Source organism: Streptomyces sp. NPDC005820 (genome assembly GCF_040630255.1).
Taxonomy (GTDB): Bacteria; Actinomycetota; Actinomycetes; order Streptomycetales; family Streptomycetaceae; genus Streptomyces.
Window position 1 is genome coordinate 164,075 of sequence record NZ_JBEXXE010000008.1, and the last position, 13,717, is coordinate 177,791.

11 protein-coding genes and 1 pseudogene are annotated in these 13,717 nt (G+C 73.6%); 4 read left to right on the forward strand and 8 right to left on the reverse strand.

Features of this window, described 5'->3' with window-relative positions; genetic code table 11:
- Nucleotides 1-750 precede the first annotated feature (750 nt).
- Complete coding sequence (locus ABZ464_RS12345) at nucleotides 751-1,953, forward strand: amino acid deaminase/aldolase (RefSeq protein WP_359274780.1); 1,203 nt, start codon at nucleotides 751-753, stop codon at nucleotides 1,951-1,953.
- Nucleotides 1,954-1,966: 13 nt separating this feature from the next.
- Here the strand turns inward: ABZ464_RS12345 and ABZ464_RS12350 are convergent, their stop codons facing one another.
- From ABZ464_RS12350 to ABZ464_RS12360, 3 genes are read right to left on the reverse strand one after another with little or no spacing between them, the layout of a single operon-like run.
- Nucleotides 1,967-2,758, reverse strand: a complete 792-nt coding sequence (locus ABZ464_RS12350; protein ID WP_359274783.1) for a 3-oxoacyl-ACP reductase — start codon at nucleotides 2,756-2,758, stop codon at nucleotides 1,967-1,969.
- Nucleotides 2,755-4,140 carry an aldehyde dehydrogenase family protein gene (locus ABZ464_RS12355; RefSeq protein WP_359274786.1) on the reverse strand — a complete coding sequence of 462 codons (1,386 nt, stop codon included), beginning with the start codon at nucleotides 4,138-4,140 and terminating at the stop codon, nucleotides 2,755-2,757. Before ABZ464_RS12355 ends, ABZ464_RS12350 begins: the two co-directional genes overlap by 4 nt.
- Before the next feature lie 11 nt (nucleotides 4,141-4,151).
- Nucleotides 4,152-5,513, reverse strand: coding sequence for a glutamine synthetase family protein (locus tag ABZ464_RS12360; RefSeq protein ID WP_359274789.1), 1,362 nt, complete (start codon nucleotides 5,511-5,513; stop codon nucleotides 4,152-4,154).
- Nucleotides 5,514-5,606: 93 nt separating this feature from the next.
- Here ABZ464_RS12360 and ABZ464_RS12365 point away from each other — a divergent pair, with 93 nt between their 5' ends.
- On the forward strand, nucleotides 5,607-6,341 hold the full coding sequence (locus ABZ464_RS12365; protein ID WP_359274791.1) for an FCD domain-containing protein: 735 nt from the start codon (nucleotides 5,607-5,609) through the stop codon (nucleotides 6,339-6,341).
- 63 nt (nucleotides 6,342-6,404) lie between these two features.
- A complete protein-coding gene (locus tag ABZ464_RS12370; protein ID WP_359274794.1) occupies nucleotides 6,405-7,124 on the forward strand; it encodes a gamma-glutamyl-gamma-aminobutyrate hydrolase family protein in 720 nt (239 codons plus the stop codon).
- Here the strand turns inward: ABZ464_RS12370 and ABZ464_RS12375 are convergent.
- Both ABZ464_RS12375 and ABZ464_RS12380 read right to left on the reverse strand, forming a co-directional pair.
- Nucleotides 7,099-8,061, reverse strand: a complete 963-nt coding sequence (locus ABZ464_RS12375) for a phosphotransferase (protein ID WP_359274797.1) — start codon at nucleotides 8,059-8,061, stop codon at nucleotides 7,099-7,101. The two genes, ABZ464_RS12370 and ABZ464_RS12375, sit on opposite strands and share 26 nt — an antisense overlap.
- A 45-nt stretch (nucleotides 8,062-8,106) precedes the next feature.
- A complete protein-coding gene (locus ABZ464_RS12380; protein WP_359274800.1) occupies nucleotides 8,107-9,006 on the reverse strand; it encodes a LysR family transcriptional regulator in 900 nt (299 codons plus the stop codon).
- Between the two features lie 71 nt (nucleotides 9,007-9,077).
- Between ABZ464_RS12380 and ABZ464_RS12385 the strand changes: the two genes are divergently transcribed.
- Nucleotides 9,078-10,238, forward strand: coding sequence for a TDT family transporter (locus tag ABZ464_RS12385; RefSeq protein ID WP_359274803.1), 1,161 nt, complete (start codon nucleotides 9,078-9,080; stop codon nucleotides 10,236-10,238).
- Here the strand turns inward: ABZ464_RS12385 and ABZ464_RS12390 are convergent.
- From ABZ464_RS12390 to ABZ464_RS12400, 3 genes and pseudogenes are all read right to left on the reverse strand, one after another.
- A complete protein-coding gene (locus ABZ464_RS12390; RefSeq protein WP_359274806.1) occupies nucleotides 10,150-10,869 on the reverse strand; it encodes a helical backbone metal receptor in 720 nt (239 codons plus the stop codon). The genes ABZ464_RS12385 and ABZ464_RS12390 overlap by 89 nt on opposite strands.
- Nucleotides 10,870-10,874: 5 nt before the next feature.
- Nucleotides 10,875-11,444 carry an XRE family transcriptional regulator gene (locus ABZ464_RS12395; RefSeq protein WP_359274808.1) on the reverse strand — a complete coding sequence of 190 codons (570 nt, stop codon included), beginning with the start codon at nucleotides 11,442-11,444 and terminating at the stop codon, nucleotides 10,875-10,877.
- Nucleotides 11,445-11,853: 409 nt separating this feature from the next.
- Nucleotides 11,854-13,668 (reverse strand): annotated as a pseudogene (locus ABZ464_RS12400) (ABC transporter permease/substrate binding protein).
- Nucleotides 13,669-13,717 lie beyond the last annotated feature (49 nt).

Consider the following 13,717-nt stretch of genomic DNA (forward strand, 5'->3'; position numbering starts at 1 on the left):
ACACCACCCACAGAGCCCGGGCCGAAGCCGCTCACGCCCTCCGAACCCACTCCACCCACAGAGCCGGGGCCGGAGCCGTTCACCTGCTCCGAACTCACGCCACGCACGGCGTCCGTGTTGAAGGGGGTCGAGAAGTTGAGGGTCTGGTTCGAGGAGGTGGGGCTGGTCGGCGCGGGGGGCTGTGGGGCGGCGCTCGGCTCCTGGGCGGCGGACGGGGCGTACGGGCGGACCCAGGGGGCCGGGATCCTCGGGGCCGTGGCTCCGGTGGGGCGGGGCGGCCGAGGGTGCCCGGTGTTTCGCGGCCCCGCCGGGCCCGCAACGCCGTTCTCGTCGGCGCCGGACGGCTCCGCTGTGTCGTTCGCGGGTTTCTCCCCGGGTGCGGCGGTCGGCTGTTCCTCGTGGCCCTCGCCCACCGAGGGCGGTTGCGCCGGGCGCGGGGGAATCGAGGCGCGGCGTGCTTCCGTACTCATGCACCCCCCGTTTCCTCTGGCCCGGGCCGTCGTTCTCGTACGCGGGCCGTCCTGCGCGTGCCCGGGCGGCCCGGTGCGGACACGGTGGTCCGTTCAGGCACGCATACCCGCGCGAAGGGAGCGGCATCCCGGCGCGGATCTCCGGCCGGAGCCGTCCTCCGTGCGTGCGCGTCACTCTACGGCTTGTTGCCGAGCGAACGGGAACCAGTCCGTGACCGACGGGGCATCTGCCCGGAACATCCCCCTACCCTGCGGTAATCGAGTCTGGCAGGCTTCGTTCATGACTGCGCGCGCCGCCGACCGGGCCCGTTACGACCGGGCCACCGAGCATCTCGACGCCCCTCTCGCGATCGTCGACCTGGACGCCTTCGACGCCAACGCCGAGGACCTCCGCCGCCGGGCCGGCGGCAAGCCGATCCGCGTGGCCAGCAAGTCCGTGCGCTGCCGGACCCTGCTGGAGCGCGTCCTCGCCAAGGACGGCTTCGCGGGAATCATGTCGTTCACCCTGGCCGAGTCCCTGTGGCTCGCCCGTTCCGGCTTCGACGACATTCTGCTCGCCTACCCCTCCGCCGACCGCACGGCCTTCGCCGAGCTCGCCGCCGACCCCAAGCTCGCGGCCGCCGTCGCGGTCATGGTCGACGACGTCGCCCAGCTCGACCTCATCGACGCGGCACGGGCCGGCGGCACCGAAGTGATCCGGGTCTGCCTGGAGTTGGACACCTCGCTGAAGCTGCTCGGCGGCCGGGTGCGGGTCGGCGCCCTGCGCTCCCCGCTGCACTCCCCCGCCCAGGTCGCCGAAGTGGCACGGGCGGTGGCCCGGCGGCCGGGGTTCAAGCTCGTGGGGATCATGGCGTACGAGGGTCATATCGCCGGTGTCGGCGACGACGTGGCGGGCCGGCCCTTCCGGTCCCGGGCGATCCGGCTGATGCAGGCCACGGCCCGCCGTGAACTCACCGAGCGGCGCGCCGCCGTGGTGCGCGCGGTGCGGGCCGTCGCCCCGGATCTGGAGTTCGTGAACGGCGGCGGCACCGGCAGTGTGCAGCACACGGCGGCCGAGGACGCGGTGACGGAGATCGGCGCGGGGTCGGGGCTGTACGTGCCGCGGCTGTTCGACAACTACACGTCGTTCACCGGGCGTCCGGCGGCCCTGTTCGCCCAGCCCGTCGTACGGCGGCCGGGGGTCGGCGTCGTGACCGTCCTCGGCGGCGGGTACCCGGCCTCCGGTGCGGCAGGGCCCGACCGGCTGCCGGTGCCGTACCTCCCGGAGGGGCTGCGGTACGACCCCCAGGAGGGCCCCGGCGAGGTGCAGACCCCGCTCATCGGCTCCCCCGCCGACGATCTGCTGATCGGCGACAAGGTGTGGTTCCGGCACGCGAAGGCCGGTGAGCTGTGCGAGCGGTTCGACGTGCTGCACCTCGTGGAGGGGGACACGGTCACGGCGACCGTGCCCACCTACCGCGGTGAGGGCCACACCTTCCTGTAGGCGCCCACGGTGCCTACAGCGGGGTGACGTACGCCCCGGCGATCCCGCCGTCCACCAGGAAGTCGGCGGCATTGACGAACGAGGAGTCGTCGCTGGCCAGGAAGGCCACGGCCGCGGCGATCTCCTCGGCCTCGGCGAACCGGCCCACCGGGATGTGCACCAGCCGCCGGGCGGCGCGCTCCGGGTCCTTCGCGAACAGCTCCTGCAGGAGTGGGGTGTTGACCGGTCCCGGGCAGAGGGCGTTGACCCGGATGCCCTCCCGCGCGAACTGCACGCCCAGCTCACGGGACATGGCGAGGACGCCGCCCTTGGACGCGGTGTACGAGATCTGGGACGTGGCCGCGCCCATCCTGGCCACGAACGACGCCGTGTTGATGATCGAGCCCTTGCCCTGGCGCCGCATGTAGGGGATGGCGGCCTTGCAGCACAGGTAGACGGAGGTCAGGTTGACCTCCTGGACGCGTTTCCAGGCCTCCAGGCCCGTCTCCAGGATGGAGTCGTCGTCGGGCGGCGAGATGCCCGCGTTGTTGAAGGCGATGTCGACGCTGCCGTAGGTGTCGTACGCCGTCTTGAACAGGGCCTCGACCTGCTCGGGGTCGGTGACATCGACCTTCACGAAGATCCCGCCGACCTCCTCGGCGGCCGCCTTGCCGCGGGCCTCGTCGACGTCGCCGCAGACGACGTGGGCGCCCTCGGAGGCGAGCCGGCGGGCGGTGGCGAGGCCGATGCCGCTGCCGGCTCCGGTGATGACGGCCGTACGGCCGACGAGGCGACGGCAGACGATCTCTTCGGTGGATGCGGTCACTGTGCGGGCCCCTCCGTGCTGGTTTCCGTGCTGATGAAGACGTTCTTGGTCTCGGTGAAGGCGGTCAGGGCGTCCGGGCCCAGCTCGCGGCCGACTCCGGACTGCTTGAAGCCGCCGAACGGGGTCCAGTAGCGGACGCTGGAGTGGGAGTTCACGGACAGGTTCCCCGCGCGCACGGCCTGCGAGACGCGCAGGGCGCGGCCGACGTCCCGGGTCCAGATGGAGCCGGAGAGGCCGTAGGGGGTGTCGTTGGCGAGCCGGATCGCGTCCGCCTCGTCGGTGAACGGGAGGAGCACGGCGACGGGGCCGAAGATCTCCTCGCGGGCCGCGTCGGAGTCGGGTGCGGCGCCGGTGAGGACGGTCGGCGGGAACCAGAAGCCGGGCCCTTCGGGGGCGCCGCCCCGCAGCCCGGGGGCGTCGTCGGGCACGAACGACCGTACCCGGTCCACCTGCTGACGGGAGATCAGCGGACCCATCTGCGTGGCCTCGTCGGCCGGGTCGCCGACCACGACGGCGGACAGCGCGGCGGCGAGAAGGTCGGCCACCTCCTCGTACACCGACTCCTGGACGAGGATCCGGGTGCGCGCGCAGCAGTCCTGGCCGGAGTTGTCGAGGAAGGAGAAGGGGTCGACGGCCCGCTTCAGATCGGCGTCGGCGAAGACGACGTTGGGGCTCTTGCCGCCGAGTTCGAGGGTGACCGGCTTGACCTGGCGGGCGCAGCGCTCCATGACCTCGCGGCCGGTGCGGGTGGAGCCGGTGAACACGATCTTGGCGATGCCGGGGTGGTCGACGAGCGCACGGCCGGCGACGGCGCCGTAGCCGGGAAGGACCTGGAACAGGCCCTCGGGCAGGCCGGCTTCGAGCCCGAGTTCGGCGAGCCGCAGGGCGGTGAGCGGGGTCGTCTCGGCGGGCTTGAGGACGACCGCGTTGCCGGCCGCGAGGGCCGGGAAGGAGCCCCAGGCGGCGATCGGCAGGGGGAAGTTCCAGGGGGCGATCACGCCGACCACGCCGAGCGGCTCGTGGAAGGTGACGTCCCAGCCGCCGGGGACCGGGATCTGCCGGCCGGTGAGGCGTTCGATGCCGCCGGCCGCGTAGAGCAGCAGGTCGCGGGCGTTGCCGGCCTCCCAGCGGGCGTTGCCGAGGAGGTGGCCGGCCTCGCGGACCTCCAGGTGCGCCAGCTCTTCGACGTGCGCGTCCACGGTGTCGGCGAACCGGCGCAGGAGGCGGGCGCGGTCGGCGGGTGCGAGCGCGGCCCACGTCGCCTGTGCCCCTCGGGCACGTACGACGGCGGCGTCCACGGCGGCCGCGTCGGCGGCGGGGACGGTGGCGACGACCTCCTCGGTGGCCGGGTTGAGGACGATGAGCTCGTGCGGGTCGGACAAGACAGGACCTTTCACAGGCGTTCGAAGGAGCGGCGCAGCTCCCAGTCGGTGACCGCGGCGTCGAAGGCCTCCAGCTCGACGCGTGCCATGTTGCGGTAGTGGGCGACGACCTCGTCACCGAAGGCGGCCTTGGCGACCGGGCTGGTCTCCCAGAGCTCGGCGGCCTCGCGGAGGGTGGTGGGGACGTGCGCGTACTCGGCGGTGTAGGCGTTGCCGGGGCAGGCCTCGGGCAGCTCCAGTCGCTGCTCGATGCCGTACAGCCCGGCCGCGACCAGTCCGGCGACCGCGAGATGCGGGTTGACGTCCCCGCCGGGCAGCCGGTTCTCGAACCGGTGCGAGCGGCCGTGTCCGACGACCCGGAGCGCGCAGGTGCGGTTGTCGTGGCCCCAGGCGACGGCGGTCGGGGCGAACGAGCCCTGCTGGAACCGCTTGTAGCTGTTGATGTTGGGGGCGTAGAGCAGCGAGAAGTCGCGCAGGGCGGCGAGCTGGCCGGCGAGGAAGTGCCGCATGGTGTCGGTCATCCCGCCGTCCTCGGCGGCGAAGGCGTTGCGGCCGTCGGCGTCGGTGAGCGAGAGGTGGATGTGGCAGGAGTTGCCCTCGCGCTCGTTGAACTTGGCCATGAAGGTGAGCGAGCAGCCCTCCTGGGCGGCGATCTCCTTGGCGCCGGTCTTGTAGATCGCGTGCTGGTCGCAGGTGACCAGGGCCTCGTCGTAGCGGAAGGCGATCTCGTGCTGACCGGGGTTGCACTCGCCCTTGGCGGACTCGACGGTGAGACCGGCGCCGGCCATCTCGTTGCGGATGCGGCGCAGGAGGGGTTCGATCCGTCCGGTCCCGAGGACCGAGTAGTCGATGTTGTACTGGTTGGCGGGGGTCAGCCCCCGGTAGTTCGCGTCCCAGGCCTGCTCGTAGCTGTCCTTGAAGACGATGAACTCCAGCTCGGTGCCGACCTGGGCGGTGAGGCCGTGCTCGGCGAGGCGCTCCAGCTGGCGGCGCAGGATCTGGCGCGGGGCGGCGACGACCGGTGAGCCGTCGTTCCAGGCGAGATCGGCGACCAGCATCGCCGTACCTGCGTTCCAGGGCACGCGGCGCAGGGTGGACAGGTCGGGGTGCATGGCGAAGTCGCCGTAGCCCCGGTCCCAGGACGACATGGTGTAGCCGTCGACGGTGTTCATCTCGGTGTCGACGGCGAGGAGGTAGTTGCAGCCCTCGGTGCCGTGGTGGAGGACCTCGTCGAGGAAGAAACGGGCGGCGAACCGCTTGCCCTGCAGCCGCCCCTGCATGTCGGGGAAGGCCAGGACGACGGTGTCGATCTCACCGCTCGCGACGAGGGCGTGCAGTTCCTCGACGGCGAGCGGGGGTGTGCGGTCTGCCACGGGAGGGCCTCCTTCGGGCTTCCTCTGCTGGATCTGCTGACCGGGAGATAAGGTATTGCTGAGAACCATTGCTTGGGAAGGGGGCACGGCCGGATGTCGGTGGACGCGGACGGCGGCCTCGAGGACCGGTTGACCCCGGTGCTGCGGCCGGTGCGCGCGGGGAACGGCTTCGAGGAGGCTCTCGAGCAGATCATGCAGGTCGTACGGCTGGGCCTGGTGCCCGGCGGTGAGCGGCTGCCGGCCGAGCGGGACCTGGCGGAGCGGCTCGGGATCAGCAGGGTGACGCTGCGCGAGGTGCTGAAGGTGCTCCAGGACCAGGGGCTGGTGGAGTCCCGGCGGGGGCGGTACGGCGGAACGTTCGTGCTGCCGCGCGCGGACGCCGGCGGCGAGGACGAGCTGCGGCGCCGGATCGCCGAGGTCGACATCGAGGACGTCCTGCGGTTCCGCGAGGTGCTCGAGGTGGGCGCGGCGGGACTGTGCGCGGCGCACGGGCTGACCGGCGAGCAGGCCGACCGGCTGCGCGACGCCCTCGCCCGGACCGCCGACGCCCCCCTGGCCGACTACCGGCGACTGGACACCCTGCTCCATCTCACGCTGGCCGAGCTGTGCGGCTCCCCCTCGCTGACGGCGCGGTACGCGGCGGTCCGGGCGACGGTGAACGACCTGCTCGACTGCATCCCGCTGCTTGTGCGCAACCTGGAGCACTCGCAGCGGCAGCACTTCGCCCTGGTCGAGGCGGTGCTGGACGGGGACGCGGACGGGGCGCGGGAGATGATGCGGGAGCACTGCGCGGGGACGGCGGCGCTGCTCCGGGGATTCCTGGCGTGAGATGATGTATTGGTCTGACGGAAGTCCATTGCGGGGAATTCCATTGCGGGGGCTGGAGGGCACATGGCGGACGGCGTGCGGCCGCTGATCGGGGTCAGTACGTATCTGGCGGCCGGGGCGCGCTGGGGCGTGTGGGAGCTGGACGCCGCGCTGCTGCCGGCCGGCTATCCGCGGCTGGTGCAGCGGGCGGGCGGACTGGCCGCGATGCTGCCGCCGGACGCTCCGGAGCACGCGGCGGCGACGGTCGCCCGTCTCGACGGCCTGGTGATCGCGGGCGGCCCGGACGTCGACCCGGTCCGCTACGGCGCCGAGCGCGACCCCCGTACCGGCCCGCCGGCCCGGGAGCGGGACGCGTGGGAACTCGCCCTGATCGACGCGGCGCTGGCGGCGGGCGTACCGCTGCTGGGCATCTGCCGGGGCATGCAGCTGCTGAACGTGGCGCTCGGCGGCACGCTGACCCAGCACATCGAGGGGCACGCGGAGGTGGTCGGGGTGTTCGGCAGCCACCCGGTCAAGCCGGTCCCGGGCACGCGGTACGCCGCCGCCGTGCCGGAGGAGAGCTCGGTCCCCACGTACCACCACCAGGCCGTCGACCGCCTCGGCACCGGTCTGATCCCGGGCGCGTACGCGGCGGACGGGACCGTGGAGGCGGTGGAGCTGCCCGCCGCCGACGGCTGGGTGCTCGGGGTGCAGTGGCATCCGGAGATGGGTGAGGACCTGCGGGTGATGCGGGCGCTGGTCGAGGCGGCCATGACCGCTACGACCGCTGCCACCGCCCCCTGAGCCAGGCGAGGGCCGCCTCGCCCTGGGCCCGCTGGAAGGCGCGCAGCGTGGGCAGACCGGGCGGGGACGGGCGCAGCGAGGCTTCGACGAAGTAGCCGGCCAGCGCGGCGAGGGCCACGGTCACCGCGTCCGGGTCCGCGTCCCGGCCGCAGGGGTGCGCGGTGAACAGTTCCTCCGGGTCCGGTCCGCCCTGGGCCCGTACACAGGGCAGCATGACCAGCAGGTCGAACCAGGGGGCGGCGCGTACGACGTGCGGCCAGTCGACGAAGACGACGCGGTCGTCGGCGGTCAGCAGGATGTTGTCGGCGCGCAGGTCGCCGTGGGCGAGGGTGTCGCCGGCGGTGGCCCGCGGCCAGTCCGCGGCGAGGTCGGCGAGGGCCGCGAGCCGGTCGCGGGTCCAGGGGTCGAGGCGGGCGCGGAGGGGCTCCGCCTCGGGTGCGGTCAGCCTCTCCCACCCCGCGAAGGACCCGGTGAGCGATTCGGCGGCGGACGGGGCCGGGAGCGGGGCGGGGGTGAGGGCGCGGCTCAGGTGGGCCACCGCGTCGAGCACGCGGCGCAACTCGGCCTCGTGCCAGGGGACATGGGGCTGGCGGCCGGGGACCTCCTCGAAGACGAGGGCGACCCAGGTGCCGTCGTCGTAGGAGCCGAGGAGCCGGGGGGCGGGGACGGTGGCCGGGAGGGCCGCCGCGTTGCGGGCCTCGGCGCGGTGGAGGTCGGGGCTGTGGGGGTTGGTGCGGGCGCTGACCGCCTTGACGAAGGCGCGGTGGCCCGCGGCCGTGCGGAGGCGGGCGGCGACGCCCGGGGAGAAGCCGCCGGGTTGGGTGGCGGCGTGGGTGACGGGGGCCCCGAGCAGCTCGGCGACGGCTGTGCGGACGGGGGCGGGGAGGGCTTCCCAGGGGGTGCGGGTGCCCTCGGCGGGTGGGGCGGGGGTGGCCATGGCGACATGGTGACGACCACACACCACCGACGGCCAACGCTTTTGTCAGTGTCGGGTCAGGGAGAGCAGGTCCCTCGCCGGTCCCGTGGGGCGGTGTCCCGTCGGCCACACCGCTCGCAGCTCGCGGGCGAGCGTCAGCCCCTCCACCGGGACGCCCACCAGGCGCCGCAGGGACAGCTCCTCGCCCACCGCGAGTTCGCTCAGCACCGCGGGACCGGCCCCGCTCACCGCGGCCGCCTTCACGGCCGTCGTCGAGGAGAGCTCGATCAGGGGGCGGGCCAGTCCGCCCAGCGCCCGGTCCAGGACCTGGCGCGTGCCGGAGCCCTTCTCCCGGAGGATCAGCGGAGTGGCGGCCAGCTCGGCGGCGGCCAGCCCGCGTCGGCGCCGGGCCCAGGCATGTCCGGGTGCGACCACGACGATCAGCCGGTCGTGGGCGATGACCGCGGAGTCGAGACCGGCGGGGACCGTGAGCCCTTCCACGAAGCCGAGGTCGGCCTCCCCGGACAGCAGCCGTTCCGCCACGGCGGCCGAGTTCCCGGCGTGCAGGGACACCGCCGTGTCGGGGCGGCCCGCCCGGAGCGCGACCAGCCACCCCGGCAGCAGATACTCCGCGATCGTCATGCTCGCCGCCACCCGCAGCCGCGAGTCCCGCCGGTCCCGCAGCGCCTGCGCCCCGGCGTCGAAGGCCTGCGCCGCCTCCACGATCCGCCGTGCCCAGTCCGTCACCAGCGCGCCCGCGTCGGTGAGCCGGGACCCGCGCGGCGAACGGTCCACCAGCGCCACCCCGAGCTGCCGTTCCATGGAGCGGATCCGGCTGCTCGCGGCCGGCTGGGTGATGCCCAGTTCGCGCGCGGCCGCCCCCAGACTGCCCAGCCGGGCCACGGCCAGCAGCAGTTCCAGCGCCCCGAGGTCCGGGACGCGATGCGCGAGAGAACCGTTGCCCATAAGCCGAGTTTATGCCCCCATGGCAAGGTCGTCCCTGGTCCGCGCGCCAGGGGGGCACGACCGTGGAGGCCATGGTCACCGTCGCCCTTCCGCCGCCCCTCGCCTCCCGGCCCGCGCACGCCGCCCTCCGGCACCTCGGGCCGAACTGGTACGCCACGGTGATGGGCACCGCGATCGTCGGCACGGCCGGAGCCGCCCTGCCGGTGCGGCCCCCGGGGCTGCGCCCGGCCTGCGCCGCGCTGTGGGCGCTCTCCCTGGCCCTTCTGCTGACCCTCCTCGCCGCCCGCGCCCTGCACTGGCGCCACCACCGCGACCGGGCCCGCGCCGATCTCCTCGACCCGGCGACGGCGCCCTTCTACGGCTGTCTCGCGATGGCGCTGCTCGCCGTCGGCGGGGGTGCCCTCACGGTCGGGCGGGACTGGATCGGCACCGGGCCCTCGGTCGCCGTCGACGCCGTGCTGTTCGTCGCCGGTACGGTCGTGGCGCTGGCGGCGGCCGTCGCCGTGCCGTACCTCATGGCCGTACGCCCCCACGCGGCGGAGCCGACGCCGGTGTGGCTGCTGCCGCTCGTCGCGCCCATGGTGTCCGCCGCCTCGGGGCCGGCGCTCGTGCCGTATCTGCCGCCCGGTCAGGCCCGCGCGACCCTGCTTCTCGCGTGTCTCGCGCTGTTCGGACTGAGTCTGCTGGCCACGCTCGCGCTGCTCCCCGTGGTGTTCGGACGGCTGCTGACCGGCGGCCCGCTGCCGCCCGCGCTCACCCCGGCCCTGTTCCTGGTCCTCGGCCCGCTCGGCCAGTCCACCACCGCCGTCGGCCGGATCGCGGAGGCGGCGCCGGGGGTCGTACCGGGGCCGCAGGACCGGGCCTTCGCGGTGTTCGCCGTGCTGTACGGCGTGCCGGTGATGGGGTTCGCCCTGCTGTGGCTGTGCCTGGCCGGGGCGCAGGTGGCACGGGCCCGCCGGGAGGGGATGGGGTTCACGATGTCGTGGTGGGCGTTCACGTTCCCGGTCGGGACGTGCACGACCGGTGCCGCGGCCCTGGCCCGGTACGCGGGGCTGGTCGTCTACGACGTGCTCGCGGTCGTGCTGTACGCCGTCCTCGTGGGCGCCTGGGGCGTCGTCGCCGCGCACACCGTCCGGGGGCTGCTCAGCGGAGCGCTGCTCGCAGGGCCTCGCCCAGCGCCCGGGGAGCCTCGGCGAGCGAGGGGCCGTACCAGGTCAGGTGCCGTCCGCTGACGAGCGCGCAGGGCAGTCCGGGGAAGGCCTCTGGGCCGTCGTCGGGGGTGAAGCGGTAGGGCTCGTCGGGGAGCACGACGACATCGGGGGCGGCCGCCCGGAGCTCGTCCAGGGCGATCTTCGGGTAGCGGTCCTCGTGGTGCGTGTGGAGGTGGTCGACGCCGAGGCGGGCCAGCACGTCCCCGGCGAAGGTGTCGCGGCCCAGCACCATCCAGGGGCGGCGCCAGATCGGTACGACGGCCGAGAGGCGGGTCTCCGGCTCCTTCAGCGCGGCCCACTCCGCCTCCGCCTCGTCCAGCCAGCGCGGCCGGGACCGCGCCCCGCACGCCGTGAGGACGCGGGCCAGCTCCCGGAAGGCCTGCGGGACGTCCCGCACCTCCGTGAGCAGGACCTCGACGCCCGCCGCGCGCAGAGCGGAGAGGTCCGGCTCGCGGTTCTCCTCCTCGTTGGCGATCACCAGGTCGGGCGCGAGGGCGGTGACGCGGGCGACGTCGGGGTTCTTGGTGCCGCCGATCCGGGTGACCTCGAGGTCGGCCGGATGGCTGCACCAGTCGGTGGCCCCGACCAGCGCGCCGGGCACGGAGACGGCCACCGCCTCCGTCAGGGAGGGCACCAGGGAGACGATCCGCACGGGCCTCAGCGCTTCCGGTTCCGGACCGCCTCGATGTGCTCCGCGACGGCCACGACGACCACCCGGGTGTCCGGGACGGTCGCCCGCCAGCGGTGGCGGACCCCGCCGGTCAGATACAGGGTGTCGCCCCGGCCGAGGCGGTAGGCGCGGCCCTCCGCCTCGATCTCCACGGCGCCGTCGGCGACGTACATCAACTGGTCGTTGCGGTACTGGAATTCGCGGCCGGCCTCGTGGTCGCCGGTGAACTCGGTGGCGTGCATCTGGTGATGGCCGCGGACCAGGGAGCGGGAGCGGGGTTCGGGTCCCGGGGTCTCGGTGACCTCCGCGCGCACGACGTCCACGCTGCACGCCGGGTCGGCGGCGGCGAGGAGCTCGACGGCCGTGGTGCGCAGGGCGTCGGCGAGCTTCTCCAGGGAGCTGGTGCTGGGCCGGGCCCGGTCGTTCTCGATCTGGCTCAGGAAGGGGACCGACAGGCCGCTGCGCTCGGCCACGACGGCGAGGGTGAGGTCCAGGGCCCGGCGTCGCCGCCGTACGGCCGCGCCGACCCGCGGAGGCTGTTCTTTGTGGTCGCCCATCGCTCCGGCTCCCTCCTTCGCTCGTCGGACCGGTAGGTGCTCTGAAGAGTTGTCTGCACCCTACGCATGTTCGGCAAACCGTTTCATGTGCCCGTCACATCGAGGACACACCAGGTGACACACCACCCCACAGATCGCGCCAGCGGAACGGCCCGCCCGGGTCACCGGGCGCTCACTCGCCCTCCGCTTTTCCGGTTCAATGCGCGAACGGCCGAGAGTGTTCCCGCTCGTCCCCGGCTTCGCAAGCACCTCACCCCAGGCCCGAGGGTGGCTCTGCGTGGTTGGCCGGATCCATGCCGTGGCGAAGGAACGTCTCAGCTGGGGAGACGCCACGAGGGGCGGGCCCGCCGTACGCGTCGCGTCGTACGTCGGTGCCCGCCCCTCGACAGGCGGTGACGGGGCTGTCAGATCACCCGGCCGCCCGGCTCCCGCGCCCGGCTCCGGCCACCGGGACCCAGCGGTCGACGAGACCGGGGTGCTCCTTCAGCCAGCTGCGGACCGCGTCCTGCTCCTTGCCCTTGCCGGCCTTCTGGATCTGTGCCTCCAGGCCGGTGAGCTGGTCCTCCGTCATCCGGAAGTCCTTGAGCCAGGCGCCGACCTCGGGCTGGTCGGCGGCGAAGCCCCGCCGGGCGAGGGTGTGCACGCCGTCGCCCTCGCCCCAGGCGCCCTGGGGGTCCTTCAGCTTCTTGAGGCCGTACTCGCTGTAGGCCCAGTGGGGCGACCAGAGGGTGACGACGATCGGCTGCTTCCTGGCGTATGCGCGCTTCAGCTCGGCGAGCATGGCGGGCGTGGAGCCGTCGACGACCTCGTACTCGCCGTCGAGGCCGTACTCCTCGAGGACCTTGTCCTCGAGCAGGCCCATCATTCCGGCGCTGGGCTCGATGCCGGTGATCCGCCCGCCGAACTCGGAGGCGTGCGCCTTCAGGTCCGCGAGGGAGTTCACGTCCTTCATGTACGAGGGGACGGAGAGCTCCAGTGAGGTGGGGCCGTACCACCGGCCGAGGTCGTCGAGCCGGTCGCCGTACTTCTTCCAGTACTCGGCATGGGTGGTGGGCAGCCAGGAGTCGGTCTGGAAGTCGATCTGCCCGGTGGCGAGGCCGGTGTAGAGGGGGCCGGCGGCGTACTGGGTGGTCTTCACCTTGAAGCCGCGCTCCTCCAGGAGTTCCTTTCAGAGGTAGGTGGAGGCGATGCCCTCGTCCCAGGGGATGTAGCCGATGCCGATCTCCCGGCCCTTGCCGACGTTCGTGGCGGAGGCCGCGGCGCCGCCGGAGGAGGGGCCGAGGATCCCCAGTCCGCCCGCCACCAGGGCGAGGACGGCCACCCCGGAGAGGGCGACGGCCGGGCGGGGGCGGTGCGCCCACACGCTCGTCCGGGCCCGGGCGGCGGCACGCCGGCCCAGCGGGGAGATCCGGGTGCCGAGGGCGCCCGTCATGCGGTCCAGGTAGATGGCGAGGACGACGATGCCGAGGCCGGCCTCGAAGCCGAGGCCGATGTCGAGCTGGCCGATGGCCTCGTTCACGGCGCCGCCGAGGCCGCCGGTGCCGACCATGCCGGCGATGACGACCATGGACAGGCCGAGCATGATGACCTGGCTGACCCCCGCCATGATGGTCGGCAGGGCCAGCGGCAGCTGGACCCGGAACAGGGTGTCGCGGGGTGTCGTGCCGAACGCCTCGGCCGCCTCGACGAGTTCGGCGTCGACCTGGCGGATGCCCAGCTCGGTCATGCGGACGCCGGGCGCGAGCGCGAAGATCAGGGTGGCGACGACTCCGGCCGGGACGCCCATGCCGAAGAACAGGATCGCGGGGATCAGCAGGACCATCGACGGCATGGTCTGCAGCAGGTCCAGCACGGGGCGCAGGGCCGCGGCGACCGGCTGGGAGCGGGCCGCCCGGATGCCCAGGGGGATTGAGATCACCAGCGCGACGGCGGTCGCCACGAGCACCAGGGACAGCGTCGACATCGCCTCGTCCCACAGGGCGAGGGAGTCGATCAGCGCGAACCCGGCGAAGGCTAGGACGCCCGCGACCAGGCCGCGCAGCCACCAGGCCAGCATCGCGAGGATGCCCGCGAGCAGCAGCGGCCGGGGGGCGGTGAGCACGGCGTCGAGGCCGTCGTACATGCCCTCGATGACCGTTCTGACCGCGTCGAAGAGCCAGGAGAGATGGGTGACGAGCCAGGCGACGCCGGAGTCGACCCAGTCGCCGAGGTGCAGCCTGGGCACGGGCGGTCACCTTCTCCCCGTGGTCGCACGTCATGGCCTCGCCGTCCGT

Coding starts and splice junctions, on each gene's coding strand:
- ABZ464_RS12345 (WP_359274780.1), top strand. CDS start 751: ATGACTGCGCGCGCCGCCGACCGGGCCCGTTACGACCGGGCCACCGAG.
- ABZ464_RS12365 (WP_359274791.1), top strand. CDS start 5,607: ATGTCGGTGGACGCGGACGGCGGCCTCGAGGACCGGTTGACCCCGGTG.
- ABZ464_RS12370 (WP_359274794.1), top strand. CDS start 6,405: ATGGCGGACGGCGTGCGGCCGCTGATCGGGGTCAGTACGTATCTGGCG.
- ABZ464_RS12375 (WP_359274797.1), bottom strand. CDS start 8,061: ATGGCCACCCCCGCCCCACCCGCCGAGGGCACCCGCACCCCCTGGGAA.
- ABZ464_RS12380 (WP_359274800.1), bottom strand. CDS start 9,006: ATGGGCAACGGTTCTCTCGCGCATCGCGTCCCGGACCTCGGGGCGCTG.
- ABZ464_RS12385 (WP_359274803.1), top strand. CDS start 9,078: ATGGTCACCGTCGCCCTTCCGCCGCCCCTCGCCTCCCGGCCCGCGCAC.
- ABZ464_RS12395 (WP_359274808.1), bottom strand. CDS start 11,444: ATGGGCGACCACAAAGAACAGCCTCCGCGGGTCGGCGCGGCCGTACGG.